Source organism: Idiomarina aminovorans (assembly GCF_023155095.1).
GTDB classification, from domain to species: Bacteria; Pseudomonadota; Gammaproteobacteria; order Enterobacterales; family Alteromonadaceae; genus Idiomarina; species Idiomarina aminovorans.
The window spans coordinates 1-21,523 of sequence record NZ_JAKNDA010000002.1 but is presented as its reverse complement, the minus strand read 5'-3'; the positions used below and the strand labels follow the sequence as shown (position 1 = coordinate 21,523).

18 protein-coding genes are annotated in these 21,523 nt (G+C 47.1%); 8 read left to right on the top strand and 10 right to left on the bottom strand.

The features are described from left to right. Positions 1 to 217: 217 nt before the first annotated feature. Both L8G48_RS04140 and L8G48_RS04135 read right to left on the bottom strand, forming a co-directional pair. Positions 218 to 958 carry a ferredoxin--NADP reductase gene (locus tag L8G48_RS04140; RefSeq protein WP_248263355.1) on the bottom strand — a complete coding sequence of 247 codons (741 nt, stop codon included), beginning with the start codon at positions 956 to 958 and terminating at the stop codon, positions 218 to 220. A gap of 9 nt (positions 959 to 967) precedes the next feature. After that, positions 968 to 1,213, bottom strand: a complete 246-nt coding sequence (locus L8G48_RS04135; RefSeq protein WP_248263354.1) for an accessory factor UbiK family protein — start codon at positions 1,211 to 1,213, stop codon at positions 968 to 970. 110 nt (positions 1,214 to 1,323) lie between these two features. Between L8G48_RS04135 and rep the strand changes: the two genes are divergently transcribed. Continuing rightward, the gene (gene rep, locus L8G48_RS04130; RefSeq protein WP_248263353.1) at positions 1,324 to 3,330 is read left to right on the top strand and encodes a DNA helicase Rep; all 2,007 of its coding nucleotides are present in this window, start codon (positions 1,324 to 1,326) and stop codon (positions 3,328 to 3,330) included. 9 nt (positions 3,331 to 3,339) lie between these two features. Here the strand turns inward: rep and L8G48_RS04125 are convergent, their stop codons facing one another. Continuing rightward, positions 3,340 to 5,940: a sensor domain-containing phosphodiesterase gene (locus L8G48_RS04125; protein ID WP_248263352.1), complete on the bottom strand. Its 2,601-nt coding sequence runs from the start codon at positions 5,938 to 5,940 to the stop codon at positions 3,340 to 3,342. A gap of 226 nt (positions 5,941 to 6,166) precedes the next feature. After that, positions 6,167 to 6,592: a c-type cytochrome gene (locus L8G48_RS04120; protein ID WP_248263351.1), complete on the bottom strand. Its 426-nt coding sequence runs from the start codon at positions 6,590 to 6,592 to the stop codon at positions 6,167 to 6,169. 84 nt (positions 6,593 to 6,676) lie between these two features. Here L8G48_RS04120 and dinB point away from each other — a divergent pair, with 84 nt between their 5' ends. Further along, a complete protein-coding gene (gene dinB / locus L8G48_RS04115) occupies positions 6,677 to 7,747 on the top strand; it encodes a DNA polymerase IV (protein ID WP_248263350.1) in 1,071 nt (356 codons plus the stop codon). Here the strand turns inward: dinB and L8G48_RS04110 are convergent. From L8G48_RS04110 to L8G48_RS04090, 5 genes are all read right to left on the bottom strand, one after another. Further along, positions 7,744 to 8,175, bottom strand: coding sequence for a DUF4399 domain-containing protein (locus tag L8G48_RS04110; RefSeq protein WP_248263349.1), 432 nt, complete (start codon positions 8,173 to 8,175; stop codon positions 7,744 to 7,746). The genes dinB and L8G48_RS04110 overlap by 4 nt on opposite strands. Positions 8,176 to 8,199: 24 nt before the next feature. After that, positions 8,200 to 10,092, bottom strand: coding sequence for a methyl-accepting chemotaxis protein (locus L8G48_RS04105; protein ID WP_248263348.1), 1,893 nt, complete (start codon positions 10,090 to 10,092; stop codon positions 8,200 to 8,202). Positions 10,093 to 10,157: 65 nt separating this feature from the next. Next, the gene (locus L8G48_RS04100) at positions 10,158 to 11,528 is read right to left on the bottom strand and encodes a TrkH family potassium uptake protein (protein WP_248263347.1); all 1,371 of its coding nucleotides are present in this window, start codon (positions 11,526 to 11,528) and stop codon (positions 10,158 to 10,160) included. Continuing rightward, complete coding sequence (locus tag L8G48_RS04095) at positions 11,525 to 12,187, bottom strand: potassium channel family protein (protein WP_248263346.1); 663 nt, start codon at positions 12,185 to 12,187, stop codon at positions 11,525 to 11,527. Before L8G48_RS04095 ends, L8G48_RS04100 begins: the two co-directional genes overlap by 4 nt. A 9-nt stretch (positions 12,188 to 12,196) precedes the next feature. Beyond that, positions 12,197 to 14,860 (bottom strand): M14 family zinc carboxypeptidase, encoded by a 2,664-nt coding sequence (locus L8G48_RS04090; RefSeq protein WP_248263345.1) that lies wholly within the window; start codon positions 14,858 to 14,860, stop codon positions 12,197 to 12,199. Positions 14,861 to 14,967: 107 nt separating this feature from the next. Between L8G48_RS04090 and L8G48_RS04085 the strand changes: the two genes are divergently transcribed. Further along, entirely contained in the window at positions 14,968 to 16,161 is a 1,194-nt protein-coding gene (locus L8G48_RS04085) for a murein transglycosylase domain-containing protein (protein WP_248263344.1), read from the top strand. Between the two features lie 348 nt (positions 16,162 to 16,509). Further along, positions 16,510 to 17,871: an oxygen-independent coproporphyrinogen III oxidase gene (hemN, locus tag L8G48_RS04080; RefSeq protein ID WP_248263343.1), complete on the top strand. Its 1,362-nt coding sequence runs from the start codon at positions 16,510 to 16,512 to the stop codon at positions 17,869 to 17,871. Between the two features lie 167 nt (positions 17,872 to 18,038). Here hemN and L8G48_RS04075 read toward each other — a convergent pair whose 3' ends face one another. After that, entirely contained in the window at positions 18,039 to 19,307 is a 1,269-nt protein-coding gene (locus tag L8G48_RS04075) for a hypothetical protein (protein WP_248263342.1), read from the bottom strand. 73 nt (positions 19,308 to 19,380) lie between these two features. On the opposite strand from L8G48_RS04075, the gene L8G48_RS04070 reads away from it, so the two are divergent. The 4 genes from L8G48_RS04070 to L8G48_RS04055 all read left to right on the top strand — a co-directional run. Continuing rightward, the gene (locus L8G48_RS04070; RefSeq protein ID WP_248263341.1) at positions 19,381 to 20,178 is read left to right on the top strand and encodes a hypothetical protein; all 798 of its coding nucleotides are present in this window, start codon (positions 19,381 to 19,383) and stop codon (positions 20,176 to 20,178) included. A gap of 44 nt (positions 20,179 to 20,222) precedes the next feature. Next, complete coding sequence (tnpA, locus tag L8G48_RS04065) at positions 20,223 to 20,525, top strand: IS66 family insertion sequence element accessory protein TnpA (RefSeq protein WP_248263340.1); 303 nt, start codon at positions 20,223 to 20,225, stop codon at positions 20,523 to 20,525. Next, positions 20,522 to 20,878, top strand: coding sequence for an IS66 family insertion sequence element accessory protein TnpB (tnpB, locus tag L8G48_RS04060; protein WP_248263339.1), 357 nt, complete (start codon positions 20,522 to 20,524; stop codon positions 20,876 to 20,878). The genes tnpA and tnpB overlap by 4 nt, the downstream gene beginning before the upstream one ends. A 115-nt stretch (positions 20,879 to 20,993) precedes the next feature. Beyond that, positions 20,994 to 21,523 (top strand): IS66 family transposase zinc-finger binding domain-containing protein (locus L8G48_RS04055; protein WP_248263338.1); only part of this gene is annotated, 530 nt, incomplete at its 3' end.

Here is a 21,523-nt window from a genome sequence, read left to right as displayed (position 1 = left end):
TTGTTGTCAAAGTTACTATGCTTTATAAATTAACAAGCAAGTTACGCACCAAGTTTTATTCGAGCTTAAGAGTGCGGAATACAAAGCACATTCATTTTTTCTAAACTTCGAAGGGGGAAGTTATTGATGCTGGCAATAAAAAAAGCGGTGGTTTGCCGTTTTTAAGGCAAATGTTTGCCGCCCTGAAAGCACATGGAAATGACTTTAAATAGAGTCATTACCAATAGTTCTCCGAAGTCACATTACCGGGTTTGCGCCGGGTGTTCTTAGCCAACCCTAACTCTGCTAATGCAGCGCGTGACTCTTTTATCATGTCGGGGTTACCACAGAGCATGACTTGTGCGTTGGTATCTAGCGGGGTATCAAGTGCATCGCTCAGTTGACCTGAGTTAATCAATTCAGGTATGCGTGCAGAGAATGCGCCGGGAATAGCTTCTCGGGTAATCACCGGCTGATAACCGAGTTGTCCGGGGTACTCTTGTTGCCACTGCTCAATTTGCCCCTGATAAACCAAATCTTCTGCCCGTCGAACGCCGTGCACGAGGTTTATGCGTTTAAACCGCTGCCAGGGCTTTTCCGTTCTCAGCATGGAAATAAAGGGGCCAATGCCGGTTCCGGTGGAAAGCATCCACAGGCTGTCGCCGTCCGGCACTTCATCCAGTGTAAAAAAGCCACCGGCAGGTTGGGTTATGTCGACATTGTCGCCGGGCTTTAACTGAGCTAACCGCGTACTGACTTCGCCGTCTTCTACTTCGGCGATCACAAAGTCCAGTACGGCTTCGCCCGGCGCGCTTGCCAGTGAGTAGGCACGCAGCAGTTGTTCGCCGCCAATGTTCAAGCCTAAACGCACAAACTGCCCGGCTTTAAAATCAAACGGCTCTGCTACTACCCTCAAACTGAAAACGCCAGAACTCCAACGGTAATTCTCGACCACTTTTCCACTAATCCATTGGATCATACGGCTGACTCAGTCCTTGTTTTCGTTTTTAGTCGCTTCCAGTTCTTGTTCTAACAGTTCAACGCGTTCGCGCAGGCGTAACAGCATTTGCTGCTGAACATCCAGTTCTTCGCGGGTGACTAAATCCAGTTTAGACAGTTGCGACTGCAGGGTTTGTTTAACACGCTGCTCCATATTGCCGGCCAGTTCTTTGACGCCGGCGGGCATGTTGTCGTTAATTTGGCGAGCGATGTTTTCAATCGTTTTGTTGTCCATAAGTCTCTCTTTGTGTAAATCGTTGCTAATTCATTTAGCTTAGCAGGAGATTCAGGTAAAATCCGAGCTTCTTATCGGCTTTTTCACGAATCAGGAACTCTGCGGCGCCCATGCTGAACGATCGCCAGAACCAGGCTGTACATTACATCCAAGGTCCGTTATTGGTGCTGGCCGGTGCCGGTAGTGGTAAAACCCGTGTAATAACCGAAAAAATTGCTTACCTGATCCGCCAGCAAATTTACACCGCCCGGCAAATTGGCGCGGTAACTTTTACCAATAAAGCCGCCAAAGAGATGAAAGAGCGTATCGCGCAAACCTTGCCTAAAGCTCAGTTGCGCGGTTTAACCGTCTGTACCTTTCATACTCTGGGGCTGAATATTATCCGGCGCGAACTCAGCACGCTGGGCTTTAAACCCGGCTTTTCGCTGTTTGATGACCAGGATACTTATGCCCTACTAAACGCCCTCACTGAAGATGTATTTGAGGGCGACAAAGCATTGATTCAAGCCTGCCAGCGCCAAATTGGCCACTGGAAAAATGCCATGCTGTCACCAGACCAGGCGTTGCAAAAAGCCGGTAACGAGCAGGAGAATGCCTTCGCGCAAGTGTATCAGCAATACCAGAATAATTTGAGTGCTTGTAATGCGGTCGATTTTGATGACCTGATCCGCCTGCCGACCTTATTGCTGGCGACCAATGACAACGCTCGCGCCCGCTGGCAGAAAAAGTTTCAGTACTTACTCGTGGATGAGTATCAGGATACCAACACCAGTCAGTACCAACTGGTTAAATTGCTGGTGGGTGAGCGTGCCCGCTTTACCGTGGTTGGTGACGACGACCAGTCCATTTACTCCTGGCGCGGCGCGCAGCCAAAGAATCTGGCGCTGTTGAAGCAGGACTTCCCGCAGCTTGAAGTGGTGAAACTGGAGCAAAACTATCGTTCACACGGGCGTATTCTGAAAGCGGCGAACATTCTTATTGAAAACAATCCGCACATATTTGAGAAAAAGCTGTTCTCTGAAATGCAGTACGGCCAGCCAATAAGCGTTATTTTTGGTCGTAACGAAGAGCATGAAGCGGAGCGTGTGATTGCCGAAATTGTCAAACAGCGGTTCCTGCGCAAAACGCCCTACCACCACTTTGCTATTTTATACCGGGGCAACCATCAGTCACGGCTGTTTGAAAAAGCGCTGATGAACAACCGCATTCCGTATAAAATTACCGGTGGTCAGTCGTTTTTTGCCCGCGCCGAAGTGAAAGACATTATGGCGTACCTGCGCTTACTGGTAAACCCGACTGACGACACAGCCTTTTTGCGCATTATTAATACCCCACGGCGCGGTATTGGCCCGCAAACCGTTGAACGCATTGGCCGTTTGTCTCAAGAACTGGGTTGTAGCTTATTTGAAGCTTGTCAGTCACCCCATTTAAAAACCCAGCTAAGCACCGGCGTGTTCCAGCATGTAGATGTTTTTAGAGACATGATAGACACTCTGGCTCGCCGCGCCGACCATCAGGAAGATGCCAGCGACGCAGTAAGGCAACTGTTGAGCGACATTGGCTACGAAGACTGGCTATTTGAGCAAAGCCCCAGCGCCAAAGCTGCCGAAATGCGGATTAAAAACGTGTACGAACTGCACCGCTGGGTATCGGATATGCTTAAAGGCGATGCCGAGCATGAGCCTATGGTACTGGATCAGGTGGTCAGCCGCTTGTCGTTGCGCGATATGATGTCGCGCAATGAGGACGATGAACAATTTGAACAGGTACAATTAATGACTCTGCACGCCTCCAAAGGTCTGGAGTTTCCGCAGGTATTTTTAGTGGGTATGGAAGAAGGCCTGCTGCCGCACCAAAGCAGTATTGATGAAAACAATATTGAGGAAGAGCGCCGCCTGGCTTACGTTGGCATTACACGCGCACAGCATAAGTTAGTGTTCACTATGGCGAAAGAACGCCGCCAGTTTGGTGAAAAGCTGGAGCCGCAACCCAGTCGTTTTTTGCTGGAGCTGCCGCAGGACGATTTAGAGTGGGAACATCGCAAGCAGAAGTCTGATGAAGAGCAGGAAGAACAGAGAAGTCAGGGGCTGGAAATGCTTAAAAATGCTCTCAAGTAGAGGTTGTCATTAAGCGCACACGAAGCTGCTGTCGTCGTCTTTAGCTATACGGTTTTCATAATTCTGGTCAATAAAGCTGCCCTGACCAATAGCAACGCCTTGTTTTTCTACTTCATTTTTTTGTGTTTCGGTTTCAAGACCATCGGCGTAAACTTCAATCTTAAGCTCATGACACAAGGTGACAATATGCTTTAACATAGCCTGAGCGCGGTTATTACTGCTGAGCCGGGCAATATAATGGTGATCGAGCTTTAATACGGTAAACGGAAAGTTATAAAGGAACTGCAACGGCCCGGAACCACGACCAAAGTTATCAATTACCAACGTAAAACCAAACTCCGACAAGCGCCTTAAGCTGGCCAGTACCCGTCTGCCGTCTTTGACCAAATCGGTTTCATCAAATTCCAGTGCGATATTCTCAGGCTTAGCACCATTTTCCATAACGATATTTACCAACTCGTTTAAGTGGCTGGCCTTTAATAAATGACGCACCGATAAGTTAAGGTGTAACTGCGTATCGGCATTAACGTTATTATCGATTAGCCAGCGGCTGGCGGTGCGTAAAACAAATCTATCCAGCTTAACGATAAGGCCGGTACGCTCTGCCAGGGGCAAAAGCTCCTTACTATCAAAATTGTAACGAGAAATTTCCCACACAAGCTTTGCTTCTACCGCTTTTACGTCGCCGGTCGTTAAGTTTACTATCGGCTGGTAGCTGACGGCAAAGTCTCTATCCACCTTAGCATGACGCAAAACAGTTTCTTTACGAACGCTATCAACCAGGCTTTCGTGCATGCTGTCATCAAATAATACATAGCGACCACGACCCATGCCTTTCGCCTGATACATGGCCGCATCTGCGTCACGTAGCAAGCGATCAGCCGAATCGGTCTCTTCCAGACACTCTGCTATACCAATACTGGCGCCGGAGTAGTGTTCCTGACCGTTAAGTTGAAAAGGCTCACTCATTTGCTCAATCATTCTCTTGGCAACGTCTTTGGCGTCATCAATACTGGTTATGGTATCCAACAAAATAACGAATTCATCACCCCCCAAACGTGCCACCATGTCGTTGTCACGAACGCAGTTGCCAATGCGCTTACTGACTTCCAGCAAGAACTCGTCGCCGGCTGAATGGCCCAGGGTGTCGTTAATATTCTTAAAGCGGTCAAGGTCGACAAACAGCACCGCGAAATGATGCTCAGTATGTCGCCGCTTGTGTACTACCGCCTGCTGTAATCGCTCATTGAATAAAATGCGATTGGGCAGTCCGGTTAAATTATCGTGGTGCGCAGCGTGAAATAAATTCGATTCGGTTTTCTTCCGCCGCTCTATTTCTGAAACCAGCTCTTCGGTGCGTTCTGCAACCTTTTTCTCAAGGAACTGGTTCACGCGCTGAATTTCTTCGGCTGAGCGTTTTCTGTCAATAGCCACAGCGACATGTTGTGAAACAAAGTTAAGCAACTCTAAATCGTCACTATGATACAGAAAATCATCGTCATAGGTTTGGACAGCAATAACACCAAACACCTGACCATTCATCATTAACGGGCTGCCCAGCCATTGTTTAGCCAGTTTCATACCACCGTAACCCAGCTCAATTTGGTTTTTCTTGAGCAATTTCTGTCGTACCGGAGCATCTATAAAAACAGGTTCACGCATTTTAATGACATATTCAGTTAAGCCTTTACCTACTCTTCTGCGCTCGGCTTTGGCACCCGTTTCATCCACATGATACGGGAAGTGTATAAATTTTTTGTCATCGGATAATAATGCAACGAAAAAATTATCTGCGTGAATCAGTTTACCGATTTGCCGGTGCAACTGTCGGTAAAACGTATTCATATTATCGGAGGTATTGGTTAATTCGGAAATAGAAAACAGCACCGAGGTTTGCTGCTCGGCTCTTTCCCGTACCGTAATTTCGCTCATCAAGCTTTCATTAGCATGGCGCAATTCTGAGGTCTGATGCTCTATTTCACTTTGCATCAGGTCACGTTGGTTTAAGCGCTCCAGCGCGTTCACCACGTGTTGCGATACGAAAGTTAGCAAGTCTTCATCGGAGCTGTCATAACGAACCTCAGCGCTGTAGCTCTGAACAACCATAACGCCGATAGTGACATCTCCGCGTATTAGCGGTACCCCCAGCCAGTCCTGATGCTCAGCTCCTAAACCTTCTATTTCATTATTGTTAATGAGCCGTTGGTACACATCAGGCGGGCATAAAAGCGACTGACCTTTTTTTAAAACATAGCCCGTTAAACCTTTTTTAAGTTGCTCGATGGGAATGCTTTCGAATAAGGTGTCCTGATCTATTTCATCGACAAAATAGACAAAATCGACAAGTTCTGCTTGTGGTTCGTAAAGGCAAATATAGAAATTGCGGGCGTACATCAGCTCACCGATGATAGCGTGCAGTGACTGATAAAAAACATTCATTTCGCGCGCAGAAGCCGCCAGTTCCGATATCCGGAACAGCGCTTTTTGTACAACCTCAGCCGACCGGTATTTTTGGGTCAACCCCTTTAAACGGGTAATGACCTTTTGCAAGCGTTCATTTTCAGTTTCTAATTCCTGAAGCCGCTGCTTGCTTACCTTACGGTCTGTCATTCAGCTTTGCCTTTAAACACCGACACCTCTTGCCGCCAAATACATTTATTAACACTTGTTGATTTTGGTAACAGCTGTAAAGTATAGGCTGGTGTCAAAAAATAGAAAAGATCTGGTTAAAAAATAATTAGCGAAGAAGGCTTTAACAGTGAATTAACGTCAATTGACACGAAAAAGGCTACCGATTCGGTAGCCTTTTGTGATGATTCTTAAAACAAAACCGGTTTTAGATATCGGCAGTCATATAATCAATAGCAGCTTGAATTTCTTCTTCTGAACAGTCACTACAGGTTCCCATAGGAGGCATTGCATTGTAGCCTTCAACCGCGTGTTTTAATACGGTTTCCATGCCCTGATCTAAACGCGGTTGCCAGTCAGATGCATTATTGATTTTAGGCGCGCCCATAACACCGCTGGTATGGCAGGCAGTGCAATATTTATCATAAACTTGCTGGCCTGAACGCGGTCCGCTGCTTTGTTCAGTTGCACTACTTTCACCAGCGACATAGTGTTTACCGGCAGGCTTAATACGCTCGGCTATCGCTTCGCGTGACATATCATCCTGCACGGATGCGGCACTAATACTTAGCGCAAACAGCATTGAAACTGTACCTAAAACGCTCTTAACGAAAAATGAACTCATAGCTTTCACTGGTCTCTCCTACAAATGGCTGGTGTTCTTGCACGCCCAGTTCGTGAATGAGATTATACCCACAAATGCGCAAAGGATAAACACTTGGCTGAAATTGCTCGCAAAATAGCTTTGCTGGATCTGGATGCCTTCTTTGCTTCGGCTGAAGAATTGCGCGATCCCAGCCTTAAAACGCGCCCATTTGCCGTTGGTGGCGGTGGCGAACGAGGCGTTGTCGCAACCGCAAATTATCTGGCTCGCCAATACGGTGTCAAAAGTGCGATGCCGGGCAGCCATGCGCGGCGTTTATGCCCCCAGTTAACTTTTGTCCGACCTGACGGTAACTACTACCGGGAACTGTCAAACAAGGTTCTGGATATTCTGCATCAACTGACCGCACGCATTGAGCCCGCCTCTATCGATGAGTTTTATCTTGATCTCACCCATTTGCAAACATTTAAAGGCAGTGCCACTTTGGCAATGAACTTTGTCAGGGAACAGATTAAAACCCTTGGAATAACCGGGTCTGCCGGCATTTCTAATCAAAAAATGGTAGCCAAAATTGCCAGTGAAGAGCGAAAGCCTAATGGGCAATTCGTCGTTCACCCAGACGAAGTTCTTGCCTATATTGCGGCTTTAAACCTAAAACAAATTCCGGGCGTTGGTCCTAAAAGCCAGCAAGTGCTGACTAACCACGGGCTTACTACCGGTAAAGACATTCAACATATTGAACTGCAGCCGTTGCAGGCCATTCTTGGTGATAAAGCCGGATACGTTTTATTTGAGCGCTGTCATGGCCGGGATCGCCGCGAGGTTGTCACTGAACGGATTAGAAAAAGTGTTGGGGTTGAACAGACGTTAAACACTGATATGAGGCTTGAATCAACCGCGCAAGCTTATGTTCAGGACAACTTACTACCCAAACTACGTCAGCGCATGAAGATTTCCCATTGGCGGGAGCAACCCATTCGCAGTCAAACACTGAAACTGAAGTTTTCAGACTTTACCCAAACAACGGTATCGCGCAGTGCGCAATTTATTTCGCCCAGCCTGTTTTATCAGCTATTAGGTGAAGCCTGGCAGCGTGGCAAAGGAAAAGGGGTTAGGCTGTTGGGGATCAGTGCAACTTTACCTGACCCCAACGAGCAATTACAGCTGGAACTTGAGCTGGATTAGTCTGCTTTCACCCTAATAGTAATTTTTTTAGAAATCACTGCCGGATCATGTGGTATGTGACTTTTATCACCTAAAATCAGTTGCAGGGTATGTTCACCCGGCTCTAATGTCACCGTTGTTTCTGTCTGACCGCCACCAAAATGGATGATATCGCCGCCCATGGGCTTATCCATAGCAGGTAGTTCGTCCATATCAACCATCAAATGATGGTGTCCTGTATGTTTTACATCGACCCCAGCTGGTGCTACACCCATACCGCTCAGTCCAAACTTCACTTTGAAAGTTGTATCAACCACCTCACCATTTTGCGGAGAGATAATATAAGCCTGAGCTTCCTGTGATGCTTCGGTACGTTCTGCTGCCTGCGCCGTGGCCAGAACAGGGCCACCTAACATTGCTAAGGCGCCAATCATCCATGCTTTATTCATAGGTTTCTCCAATATTGATAGGTATCAGTTGAGTTTAAACTGTATCACTAATTGTTCCAAGCGCTCAAACGCCGTATTCAACTCGCGGCACGCCTGCTTGGTATTATTTAGATTGCTGACACTTTGATCGTTCATATTGCTAATATCCATAATGTCACGATCCAGCGTTTGGATCACTGACGTTTGTTGTTCCGTTGCTGAAGCCACCGAATGATTGACATCGTCAATCGTCACAATAATAGCGTTAATCTCCGACATATGCTCAGCCGATTCCTCTGCACTTAATACGCACGTGTTACTAATTTCCTGGCTTTCTTGCATGACCTCAACAACACTTTGGGTGCCTGCCCGAACCCGCTCTATCATCGATTCAACTTCAGCCGCCGAAGAGGAAGTTCGTTGTGCCAGATTGCGTACTTCATCAGCAACCACCGCAAAACCACGCCCAGCTTCACCTGCCCGTGCGGCTTCAATGGCGGCATTAAGTGCCAGCAAATTAGTCTGTTCGGTAATGCCTTTAATCACCTCTATAATTTTACCGATATTTTGCGTGTCGTCATCCAGCGTGTGAATGGCTTCGCCGGAAGCATTCATGCGCTCCGACAAATGCTGAATTTGTTTTCTGTTGTGTTGTAAAGAATCGCGTGCAGATGACGCCTTAGCCGTTCCCGAACTTGCCTGTTCCGAAGCTTTAGCGGCACTTTCGGCAATTTCACCGGCACTGGCGCCCAACTGATTAACAGCAGTTGCTACTGAACTGGCTTTACCCGCCTGTTCGTTACCAATATCCATAGAGTTATCGTTTGCCTTGACCATACTACGAATATTACTTTCCACTTGTTGCGCTGCCGCATTCACTTCAAGCAACGCTTGTTGGATTTTCTCAATGAACTCGTTCATACGGCGTGAAACCAGACCAAATTCATCGTCCGACTCGACCGGAAGCCGTTGAGTTAAGTCGCCTTCACCACGGGCCATATCGGTAACCGCTTCATTCAGGCGCCGCAATGGCTTGAGCAACAACCGCAACAACCAGGTCAGCGATACAACAACGGCAATAATGCCAATGATCAGATAAATAACGGCGGTCCAGGCAAAAGTGGAGACATTACTGTAGGCCTGCTCGCGATCAATAACCACCCCTAAATACCAGTCAACCCCCTGAATCCCCTTTATTTTATGAAAGGAGACTAAGCGCTCTGTTTCATCAATACGGTATTCAGAAAAGTCAGAGCTTAACGACACTGGCTGACCCGCATAGTCATTAACGGATTTTTCAATCCAGCTGTCATTGGGATGCGCCAGAATATTGCGGTCGCCACTGACCAGAAAGGCAAAGCCCAAACCCATAAAATCGATGTCGTTAACAATATTTGAAATTTCATCGAGCATCATATCGCCGCCCGCAACCCCAACCAGATTACCGTTTCTGCGCATTGGCACCACCGCCGTAATCGTCAGCTCGTTGGTGGTCACGTCAATATACGGCACGGTATAAGTGGGTTGTCCTTCCTCAACCGCCAGTTGGTACCAGGGACGACTGCGGGCATCGTAATCATCAGGCAAATCAATGGTCGGGTCATCCAGCAAAAAGGTTCCGTCAATTAAACCATAGTAGACATTTTTAAACTCACCGGCAGCCTTAGCCTGCTGCACGCGTTCCAGCGCCCGACGGGTCGAATCCTCAACGCTGTAGGCATCGGCGGTTGCCTGCACTATGCTCATGCGGTCATTGAACCACTGCGAAATATTGCTAGACACAGAGTCCGATAACGCCTGCATCTGATGCTGCAAGTTGCTTCGGGTCTGAGTCGACATTTGCAGAAAGTTGGTCAGCGTAAAAATACCCAGTACCAGCACCAGTATTAATGACGCAACCATAATGACTTTTTGCGTAAACTTTAATTTTTTCAACATGTTAGAAAATTCTCTTATTATCGTTCTTTTATGAGCGTTCTTTTGTAATCATTACCTTTATCAAATTATCCCACTTGAATATCCGTTTCCGGAAAACGTACGTGCCGTTTTCGCGGTGTTGCCAAAAAGTAGGCTAAGGTTAAAGGCCCAACACGGCCGGCAAACATCAGAAAAATCAACACAAAGTGACTAGCCGGTGTCATGTCTGCCGTAATTCCCCGCGATAATCCAACCGTTGCCGACGCCGACAAAACTTCAAAGGTTATATCTATAAACGGCAGAGGATTCAAAATCATTAGGACAAATATCCCCAGAAACATCAAAGTCAGTGTCACTAAGGTTACCGCCAACGCTTTCATAACCAACTCTTGCGGTACCGTACGGCTTAACAAGGTGACATGTTCGCGACGGCGAAGAAAGGCGTAAGTTGCCACCAACAAGACAATAAAGGTGCCCAACTTTATACCTCCGGCGGTGCTCATTGAACCACCACCAATTAACATTAACAGCATGGTATAAACGGCACTGGCGTCAGTCATTGCTCCAATATCTACGGTATTAAAGCCTGCGGAGCGAGGGGTAACCGCCTGAAACCAGGCCGCCAGAGCTTGATCACCAAAACTTAAGCTGGCGAATGTTGCCGGGTTATTCATTTCCAGCAGCCAGATAATAGCGACGGATACAACATTAATGATTAAGGTTGCCCATAAAATGGACCGGGTATAAACCGAGAATTTATACCAACGGCGTTGTTCGTACATGTTGGTAATAACCGAAAAACCCAGCCCGCCAATAACGAACAAAATACTGACAATAAGATTTACTGGTATACTGTCCGCGTAATCCACAATACCATTAGGCGATAACACAAAGCCGGCACTGTTAAACGCAGAAATAGCATAGAAAATGCTTTCGGCAAAGGCATCGACAAAACCTTTTTCCTGCCACCAGGTTAATGTCAAACCTACTACAGCAATAGCTTCGACAACCAAAGCCAGATATACCACCGCCTTTGCAGTACGCCCAATGCTGGCTAAACTGGTTTGCTGCATTGCCTCTTTGGCGAGAACCTGATGCTGAACGCCTACATGCCCACCTAAAGAAATCGCAACCAACACGGCAAAGGTCATAAAACCCAGCCCCCCGGCCTGAATAAGTAAAGCCAGAACTCCCATTCCAAATGGCGTGTAAGTGGCGCCGGTTTCAACCACAACCAGTCCGGTCACAGTCACAGCCGAGGTCGCCGTAAACAGACTTTCCAGCCAGGTTATCGATTGTTCGGTTGCAAACGGCAGTTTTAACAACAGGGTTCCCAATAAAATCAGGCAGGCAAAGCCACCTGATAAGATAATTGGAGGGCTGGCACGAAACGCTTTACGTCTTTTTCGTTCCGGACGACGGTATAACCAGGCTAATGAGGCAAGCCACTGTTTCATGGGGACTCTTTTAGCTTAGGTGCAACCGATTTAAGTGCTTTCAAACTGCCCGCCATGACCAATGTTTCGTTACCTTGCAAAGTCACCGACAAAGCCGGCTTCACCGTCACGTCATCGCGGCGCTTAAGTAATAAAACATGAAAGAACTCGCTGTCATCCGGCATAATATAGTCTAAGGTTTTGCCCTTAAGATATTGACCAATACTAATTTCAACGCAGAACCAGTTATGCCCCAGCGACATGTATTCATTAACCACCGGGTAGTTCAGTGATTGTGCTACTCGGATGCCCATTTCTTCCTCGGGGTGAACAATACGGTTAACCCCAAGTTTGGACAAAATTTGATGATGGGATTTCGAGATAGCCTTTGCCCATATCTCTTTTACACCAATAGTTTTCAGGTGCAAAACACACAGTAAACTGGCCTGCAGGTCTTCGCCAATAGCCACCAAAACCACTTCGCAGTTGCTTAAATCCAGTTCCTCCAGCGCTTTCTCATCGGTCACATCGGCAATAGCAGAATGGGTCAACTCATCAGCCATTGCCTCCACAGCTTTCTCATTTGAGTCAATACCAATAACCCGGTGACCCATGTCGAGCAGTTCTTTTGAGGTTCGGGCGCCAAAGCGCCCCAGACCTATGACACCAAATTCCGCCATATCAGCCCCCTATTGTGCTTTTGCCGGTGCCAGGAACAAGGCATTCATCAGCAAGGTATTTAAACCGTCCATATACGCCCGGTAAGTTGGCTCCTGGGTAAAACTAATGAGCATCCCTTTGCCGCTTGGCTGCCACATTAACAGCGGCTTGTACGGTAATTGCTGAGCAATATCGTCCCATAAAAAGCCGCTGGCTAACACTGTGTCCGCGTCAGCAAACCAGGCAATGTTGCGACCATGATCAATATCAATCGGCGTAAATACATCATTGCCGTTATAAATACTGACAACCTGCGGTTTAACGCCGGCACTTAACCAATGGTTCGTGTCAACTTCGGCATTCAACAGCGCACCCGGCACCCAGTCTGGATCAGCGCCGTGTGGTTTAATTTCCGTTAAGAACTGTTCCCTGCTATCAATGACTTTACCGTCAATTTTGAGCTCTTCCGCTGGCTCAGTAACCCCTTTCTCCGGCACTTTTCGCTCCAGTTTAGTATTCAATAAGCCCGCATCAACAGCCCAGGCAGACGCACTGCCTAACGTCAGTAAAACACCACCATCGGCTACCCATTGTTCTAACTTAGCAACCACTTTCTCAGTAAATACATCGGCATATCGGCCCTCAGGCAAAATCAGTACATCAAGACCGTCCAAATCAGAACGAAGCAACTGCATGGTGCGAATAGCCGTCACCGGATAGCCCATTTGACGCTCAATAACAAAGCGCGTATGCCCGGCATTATAAGCACTGACCGGCTGGTCCCAGGCTATCGCTATGTTCGGCGCTTCCAGTTTGCTGACGTTGTGCGAACCAAAGTTCGGGCCTTCGGTCATCCAACTTGTATCCACCCCTTCAACCGTGGCACCTGATTCCTGTGCCAGCTGTTGCAGCTTCGCTTGCAAACCGCCCGGGTTGTCAGCACGAGTCAGAATAAGCGAACCACTGGGGAACTTACCCGCACTTTCGTGGGTAAAGGCTAATTCGCTTTGACGAACCTCCAGTCCTTCACGCAAGGCTGCGGTTAAAAAACGCCCCGCATTCATATCGCCCCAGCGCACCAAAAAGGCGACTTTCGCATCAGGATTAACCAGCTTACCCGGATCAATGCGGCCTTCAGCGACAAACGCAGTGTTTACATCGGGCAGATCGTCACACGCATGGCTATCAACATTAAACATCAGAGGTAATGACCAGCCCGTGACATCATAAATTTGATCGGGCAGGTTGTTTTTACGGCGCTGCTCTTGGTCAGCCAGAAAGTCATCCGCCATGTCCACTTGCTTGTCCATTAAGGTACGGAGCATGCGCTGAGCCGGTTGCGCCATATCAATAATATAGGCGCCGGCTTCATAATCGGTTCCGCAAACATCGAAAGCTTGTTCAGCCTGTTGTACTTCTGCACCCTGTTCAACCAACAAAGACGCCAGTTTACGTGCAGCAGCCGGGTCATCTTTTGCCGGCAGAATTAACGCGCGGACATCACCGTTCTCGCCTGCTTCTATTGCTGATTTTCGATACTTCCAAAACTTTTGCAATAACGCTTCGCGGCGTTCCGAAACTGTCTGAATGGTTGAAAGTGACGCAATGAAATGCTGTTGAACACCATCGGCGTAGGTCAATACATCGCCGTCTTTGCGATCAAATAAATGCCCGCGCGCCGAGGCCATTTCGTAGGTCATCGCAACCGAACCCTGATACAGCGGCCAGCTGGCACCATACCCCGGGTAAAAGGCATCGAAAATTTCACGGGTGAAGTAATCAAAACCTTTTTCATCAAACCACTGACCGTTATTTTTACCTATCCAGCTCAAGCTTTCTCGCTGTGCTTCTGTGATCAAGGGGTTGTAAGGACGCGCTTCCGGCGTGAAGTAATAGGTAGAGTCACCACCCATTTCATGCAAATCAACAAATACCAGTGGGTAGTATTTTAACAGAGCCTCAATTTGACCACTTATTTCAGGTTGGGTCAGCGCAATCCAGTCACGGTTCATGTCGAACAGATAATGGTTCGTGCGTCCGCTGGGCCAGGGTTCATTATGTTCAGCACTGCGGCGATCGCCCGAATGCTCCAGCCCGACACTCATGTAATAACGATCGACAAAACGCGCGCGGCCATCAGGGTTTTGCAGGGGGTCAATAAAGACCATGGTGTTATCCAACCAACGCTGCGTCTGCTCGCGCTGGTCATGCAGTAAATGATAAGCGGTCATCATCGCCGCTTCGGGCGACGAAATTTCATTTCCGTGAACCCCATAGGACAACCAAATACTTCCGGGCAATTCGTCGATTAACGGCTCGGCGTCATCGCTGTCAGTTTTTCGTGGGTCAGCTAAGGCCTGCATTCCCTGCACAAAACCATCAAAGTCAGCGATGTTTTCTTGACTGGAAATAACGGCATAGTAAAGCGTACGCCCCTCCCAGCTTTCGCCGTACTCTAAAAGCTTCACCTGCTTAGGGTACGCCGCTTCCAGAGCTTCAAAATAGCGACTCATATCCGCCGGGCTGGTTATTTTGGTGCCGAGTGGGTACCCAAGCACCTGCTCTACCGTCACTTCGGAGTCACTGTAACGGGCTTCGGGGAGTAAGGAGCTTTCCCCAGAAAGCTGCTGTGCGTGAGTGGGCATTGCTAACCACGAGGCGGCTATCAGCGTCGCTAATTTGAGACTGCGCATCTTCATTCCTGTTGTTTTATGCACTGCAAAACAATGCTTAAGGTTTCTTTTTCTGTCTGCCTAATGTAAAAGCTTGCACAAGGGAAGTGAAGCTCAATTTAGGCACTATGAATAAAAAGACCCAATTAATCTCGCTAGCGGTGGCTATAGCCACGACACTCATACTCGCTGGCTGCGAAATTACGCCCCATAAAGTTCAGCGGGTGGTGACATCGGGTGTCCTCAGTGGCAATGACCCGGCAGCGGCCATTGAGTCGCTGGCGAAGGAACGATTACGCAGCTACCGTAATAATCCGCACCAGCTTATTACCGACATTGAGGATTTGCGCAAAGCCTTGCGGGACCTTCGCACGGTTGCTGAGGCTATTTGGGGAGAAGAAGAGAATACCGTTCCCAGCGAGAAAAAGTATGTTAAGTACAGTGACGATTTTCACGCTAAAGCGGTTATCGACTTTGAACAGGGTTTGCTGACCGTTGCCACTTTGCATGACAGCGACGACCCGGCCCAAACCCGACAACAGTTACAGGCTGCTATTGTGCGCACACTGTTAACCCCCGCCGACCTCACCGCGGTTGATATATTTACCGCGAATGAGCCCAAAGGCTCAGGAAAACCCTTTTTACGCGGGCAAGTTGTTGACCACGACAAGGTTGTGGTTGAATACGAATGGCGGGCAAACCGCTTTGCTGAGTACTTAGTTGAGACTAAGCTGCGCAAACGCCGCGCCAAAGAAAACGACGTTTATGAAGTGCAAATTGCACTGGTGGACGACCATAAAGAACTGCGCAAGCACCAGTATTCAGACTATGTCATTGCAGCAGCAAAGCGCTACGACCTGGAGCCGGAACTGATTTACGCCATTATCGAAACAGAAAGCAGCTTTAACCCCTACGCCGTCAGCCATGCTAATGCTTACGGCTTGATGCAGGTGGTGGCAGCCACTGCCGGTCGCGATGTCTTCGAGCGTATTCGTAAAATTCCCGGGCAGCCAACTTCTCAACAGTTGTTTAACCCGGCACAGAACATTGATATTGGCAGTGCCTACTTATATATTCTCAACACCCAGTATCTGAAAGGTGTACGGAATGCAAATAGCCGTGAGTACGCTATTGTTTCGGCCTACAACGGTGGTGCCGGTAATGTACTCAAAACCTTTTCCTCTAACCGCAACAGGGCTGTAGAGATAATAAACCGGCGCCAGCCCGGTACAGTCTACCGGGACTTAACGTCATCAAAGCATCCTCTGCCTGAAAGTCGCCGATATTTGGAAAAGGTAATGTACTTTAAGCAGGATTACTGACAAGACTCACATTAACATGCCGATGGCGCTAAACCCTGCGCCCAGAAAACGCTATACCACCAAAAGTCTATTGATACCTCTTTAGGGATTCTGCCTGAGTCAAAAAAGTTTTCACTAACTCTCTTGCAGTTATCATTAACCAGCTACTCGGTCTGTCAGTCGCAAAAATAGAGACTACCTAATTATAGGTAACCTTAAAAAATAATAGGTACGACTCAGGAAAATCAAAGGCTAAAAGAGCGCTATATTTAATAACCGACCAATTCTGTAAATTTATTTATAAAGAGAAAGGTGAAAGAATACGGACTACTTAATTGAATCATTTTGACTGGCGTCAAAGAGGTAGTTATGAGTACAGTTACCTGGGATAAAGAGTTAATAGAAAAATACAACATTAATGGTCCTCGTTATACGTCTTATCCCACAGCGTTGATGCTTTCCGACCAGTTTTCTGAGAGTCGCATAGAAGCCGCACTAAAAAGTGCGGACGACGGACTGTGTTTATACTTGCACTTACCCTTCTGCCACAAGCTTTGCTACTACTGCGGTTGTAATAAAGTCGTTACCCGACATCAGCATAAAGCCGACAAGTATCTGGATTATCTTGCTGCAGAAATGGCGATGTACCAGCTTATGGTCAAGGACAAAAAAATCCGCCAGATTCATTTAGGCGGTGGTACCCCAACTTTTTTGACCGAGCAGCAGTTAACCCGCTTAATGGAACTCGTTCATCAGCACTTCACCTTCGCCGATGACCCGGAAGTCAGTATCGAAATTGACCCACGCAGCTGCAGCGATGAAAAGCTAAAGCATTTGCGCGATTTAGGTTTCAACCGTGTCAGTTATGGCGTGCAGGACTTTGATCAAAAAGTACAAATTACCATTAACCGCGTACAGGATATCGAGCTCATCGCGCACCAGCTGAAACTGAGTAAAGAGCTGGGTTTTGACTCAATCAACTTAGACTTAATTTACGGCCTGCCGTATCAACGCCCGGAAACCTTCAGAAAGTCGATTGAGCAAGTCATTGAAATGGACCCGGACCGCATTTCTGTATTCAGCTATGCACATTTACCCCAGCGCTTTGCCGGACAAAAAAAGATACCGGAAGAATCCATCCCCCAGCCTTCGGTTAAACTGAGCTTACTTGAACAAGCCATTACTCAGCTTAGCGAAGCCGGTTATCAGTTTATTGGCATGGATCACTTTGCGAAAAAAGACGATGGCTTAGCTGTAGCCCAACGCGAAGGTCGCCTGCAGCGTAATTTCCAGGGCTACACCACCGACGGTCAGGATGCGCTACTGGGCCTTGGCGTTTCCTCTATTAGCCAGGTAAACGGCGTGCTTTGGCAACACGAAAAAGACCTGCCCGACTACTACAAAATGATTGATAGCGGCCAAAAACCCATTATCAAAGGCATGGCATTAACCGACGAAGATAAACTGCGCGCCGCTTTAATATCTCAAGTCATTTGCCACTTCGAACTCGATATAGAAGACTTTAAAGCCCAATGGCATATCAACGATTTCTGGTCTCATTTCGCCGAAGCCATACCGCTACTGAAGCCATTCATTGAAGACGGCTTAGTCGACGTTTCCGACAAAAAGCTGCGCGTCACCGATTTAGGTCGCCTCTGGGTTCGCAGCATCTGCGCCTGCTTCGACGAATACCTCGATCACGGCCAAAACCGCTACTCCAAAGTCGTTTAGCTGGGATTGGGCGGTAACCCGATCTTCATACGCTTGTCAGATTAATTAGGAGGTTGTATGAAAGATTGCCGCCGAGAGAGGTTTATCTATAAGGTTAAGCTGACAGGAAGCCAATTTTAACCAAACTACTCAAGCCCATTTGGAGGGCTTGAGTATCAGAAGTGATCTTATAATTTAGTAGTACTTTTAACTTTTTCTGCAGGGAGACTTTTTAAGTGTGCTAGCAAATCATCGATTTCCTCAGTGGAAAACCCTAACTTTACTGACATACCTAAACGGCCATCCTGAGTTGGCAATAAATTAAATTCATTTACGCCCATCAACCGTTCAAACACTACAAACTGTTTGTCATTAGTTAAATCTATTACTTCGACTGTGGTGCCAGTATTAATAACTCCTATTGGACCTTCATCGGTGCTTAGCCAGTCTATTGACCAAAAGTAATGCTGCGTGTTCTTCGTTCCGAGCTTCGTGTAAAGAGACTCGTACTTGACCATTCCGCTGCATTTATTCACATAGTCATTTTGGCGTTTGCAGTTGTACATGTGCTGCTCGTTTTTGCCTTCACGACTCACATTTAAAACCGTTGATTTGCCTGTTTCAAGATCAAAAAACAAGTAGTCATCATCTTCCGTTAAACCAATTGAGCTAGTTATCTCACTGAAATCAAAAAGACCACCTTCATTATCAGCTTCTTTTAGTTTCTCCAATAAAATAATATTAGTGGTACCAATATCTCCGCGTTGCATTGCAGCAGCAACATACCCTTTAGGAAGACCAATCGGTCTAGCTTTATCATTAATAGGTATCTCAATAAGGCCATTACTTCTCGGCATTATGAAGCCGGTAGACGTTGGGATAACACGCTCCCCAGTAATCGTTTCTCCAGTCACCGTTTTCATCACCATACGATCACCACTTTTAGTGATTTTTGCAAACGTCAACGGCTCTTCCGTTGAGCCTACCCGCATAGTTTTTGCGACATACTCTTCATTACCCACTTCAATAATATATGAGAATTTCCCCGATTTATTATCAAAGCCAGCAATTACAAGAGTACCTTCCATGTCTAGGTATGATTGTCCATCAATGAACAATTCTTTGTTTTCAATACTAAAATTAGCCGTTCTACCATTAGCAATAAGCTTTTCATAGCTTGCGCTTAACTCCGCTGGACTAATAGTTTCTATCGTTACTGTCGGCTCAGCTTGCTTTACCTGCTGCTGTTTTTTAACGCCCGCAATACGTTCAATAAATGCATTTCTGGCTTTCATAACCGCCGAACGCTGCTCAGCAGTAGGTTCATACTTTGGCGCAGCAGATTTAGGTGTACTCAAACAGCCACTAAGAACTACGGGAATTACAAGAGGTAAAAGGTATTTCGATACGTTCACTGTTAAACTCTCAACATCATTGAAACAAAAAACCCGGATCATACACATACCGCGTTTTATTTCAATATGGTTTAATAGCACTCAAGTTGATTTAATTACTTGAGGAAAAAGCACCATGAAAAAACTATTAATCACGACAGCTGCATTATCTTTCGCTTTAGTCGGCTGCCAGACAACTTACACAGAACCTCCTAAGCTTGAACATAACAAAAGCGATGTTTACGTGTGGGACGATTCTAAGTCTACAGCTTTAAACTGGGCGAATATTGGAGTTCAGCCACATGGGATTATGGATGCAGAAAAAGCAGAGGATGCACAGGATATAATTTCTGAAGCCGAACAAAATGCCTGGACTTTGTTATCTTTCGCTTCCGGTGGTATCGCCCAAGGCTTTGGTATGAGTGCTTTTTTTGGTGTTATTGATGAAGCCCAGCACTGGAACCCTACTTTTATATTCTTAGTTGAGCCAAAAGAGCTTAATGCTGAATCGGCACTTACAGAAATTAGTAAGCAGCTAGCCCCTGCGCTTGAGAAGTCCGGTTATTATAAGTATGAAGGGATTTCATACTCGACTCACAGTAGAGGATCTTCAAACGCATACATTTTGGCCTCCGGAGATTCTTGTCAATACAGTTTGGATTCAAAAAAAGCTGAAGAGTGGGTGTTAGATGCCCCTGAAGACTTTAACGGCTGTATCATGGCGTCTAAGGTTCAAATATTAAATCGTATCCAGCTCCCGTCAGGTAAATTGTATGATGTAGTGATTTTAGAGCTTTATCAATACTCCAGATGGGCTTTAACTTTTGCGAATCACTTTGATGGCCCTGTTGTGTTCCCTGTTAATTACAGAATAAATCTTGACGGGAAAGACTGTAAGCGTAACTGCAATCACACCTACTCAGCCATAGTTTAAAGCCATAAGCTACCACGAAGTTTAATCAACAAGGTGATAGCATCATGAGCCGGGCATACCGAACTCGTGAGCAATGGCGAGAGCTCATTGCTGAATTTGAACAAAGCAAGCTGAGTCAGAAAGACTTTTGTGAGCCACGCGGCATAAGTTCTGACTACTTCAGTCAACGTCGAGCAGAGCTTAGACGCGAAGCTGAAGATTGTGATACAAGCTTTGCTCAAGCGGTGCCTCAGTCGGCGACCGCGCAGCAAACCCTGCAGCTTCGTCTTGGCCAAACCGAATTGGTGTTGCCGTTGTCGGTATCACCGCACTGGGTCGCGCAATTGGTCAAAGAGCTCAGCGCATGAAGATGTTCGTTGAGCCACCGGCAATCTACTTACACAAAGCGCCGGTCGACTTTCGGAAAAGCATTAATGGCTTAAGTGCCATTGTAGAGAGTGAAATGGCGCTATCACCGTTCAGCGGTGCGCTGTTTATCTTTTGCAATCGGCAACGCGATAAGCTCAAGGTTCTGTATTGGGATAAAACAGGCTTTTGCCTGTGGTATAAGCGTCTTGAAAAGGCCAGGTTCAAGTGGCCGAAAAAAATGCCGGGTAGCACCATTACCCTTACTGAGCAGCAATGGGCATGGCTTTTGGATGGCCTGGATATTACCCTCATGAAAGGCCATCAACCGCTGCATTTTAGCTCGATAATGTGATCGTTTTTATCCATATAGGGATCAAGTATAAACCACGAGTTATCGATCACCAATTGGTCTAATAAACCCTTTATCTACTGCGGCTTAGCGCGGATTTATGCGGTATAATGTCCGCATGAAAAAGATTGATGAAAACACACTTCCGGACGATGTTGAATCCCTCAAAGCTATGTTGCTTGAGCAACAGGCTGAAGCTACTCGCCTGCAACAAGAAAGTGAGCGCTGGAAGCGTGACTTCTATCAGTTATTCGAAAAATGGCAGCTTGAGCTGAAGAAGCGTTTTGCGGCCAGCGCTGAAGGTCTGCCGGGTCAAGGCGACCTGTTCAACGAAGTTGAAGACATCCTCAATCCTGATGAGGAAGAGGTCGCTGCCGGGCAACACATTGCCTATACCCGTAAACTACCGCGCCGTGCCCGACTCGATGCATCACTGCCGCGTAAAGAAGTCATTCACGATATCAGCGATGAAGATAAAACCTGCGAATGCTGTGGCACGGACATGCATCGCATGGGCGAGGATGTCAGCGAGAAGCTCGACTTCATCCCGGCTAAGATACAGGTGATCCGCGACGTACGCCCGAAGTACAGTTGCCGTACTTGCGAGCAGCGAGGTACCGAAACCAGGATAAAGCAGGCACCGGTGCC

What these genes read in the sequence shown, in the direction of transcription:
- L8G48_RS04135 (WP_248263354.1), bottom strand. Translation starts at nt 1,213, where the DNA reads ATGGACAACAAAACGATTGAAAACATCGCTCGCCAAATTAACGACAAC.
- L8G48_RS04090 (WP_248263345.1), bottom strand. Translation starts at nt 14,860, where the DNA reads ATGCGCAGTCTCAAATTAGCGACGCTGATAGCCGCCTCGTGGTTAGCA.
- L8G48_RS04070 (WP_248263341.1), top strand. Translation starts at nt 19,381, where the DNA reads ATGAAAAAACTATTAATCACGACAGCTGCATTATCTTTCGCTTTAGTC.
- L8G48_RS04105 (WP_248263348.1), bottom strand. Translation starts at nt 10,092, where the DNA reads ATGTTGAAAAAATTAAAGTTTACGCAAAAAGTCATTATGGTTGCGTCA.
- L8G48_RS04125 (WP_248263352.1), bottom strand. Translation starts at nt 5,940, where the DNA reads ATGACAGACCGTAAGGTAAGCAAGCAGCGGCTTCAGGAATTAGAAACT.
- L8G48_RS04095 (WP_248263346.1), bottom strand. Translation starts at nt 12,187, where the DNA reads ATGGCGGAATTTGGTGTCATAGGTCTGGGGCGCTTTGGCGCCCGAACC.
- tnpB (WP_248263339.1), top strand. Translation starts at nt 20,522, where the DNA reads ATGAAGATGTTCGTTGAGCCACCGGCAATCTACTTACACAAAGCGCCG.
- L8G48_RS04075 (WP_248263342.1), bottom strand. Translation starts at nt 19,307, where the DNA reads ATGATCCGGGTTTTTTGTTTCAATGATGTTGAGAGTTTAACAGTGAAC.
- L8G48_RS04100 (WP_248263347.1), bottom strand. Translation starts at nt 11,528, where the DNA reads ATGAAACAGTGGCTTGCCTCATTAGCCTGGTTATACCGTCGTCCGGAA.
- tnpA (WP_248263340.1), top strand. Translation starts at nt 20,223, where the DNA reads ATGAGCCGGGCATACCGAACTCGTGAGCAATGGCGAGAGCTCATTGCT.
- L8G48_RS04085 (WP_248263344.1), top strand. Translation starts at nt 14,968, where the DNA reads ATGAATAAAAAGACCCAATTAATCTCGCTAGCGGTGGCTATAGCCACG.
- L8G48_RS04110 (WP_248263349.1), bottom strand. Translation starts at nt 8,175, where the DNA reads ATGAATAAAGCATGGATGATTGGCGCCTTAGCAATGTTAGGTGGCCCT.
- L8G48_RS04140 (WP_248263355.1), bottom strand. Translation starts at nt 958, where the DNA reads ATGATCCAATGGATTAGTGGAAAAGTGGTCGAGAATTACCGTTGGAGT.
- rep (WP_248263353.1), top strand. Translation starts at nt 1,324, where the DNA reads ATGCTGAACGATCGCCAGAACCAGGCTGTACATTACATCCAAGGTCCG.
- hemN (WP_248263343.1), top strand. Translation starts at nt 16,510, where the DNA reads ATGAGTACAGTTACCTGGGATAAAGAGTTAATAGAAAAATACAACATT.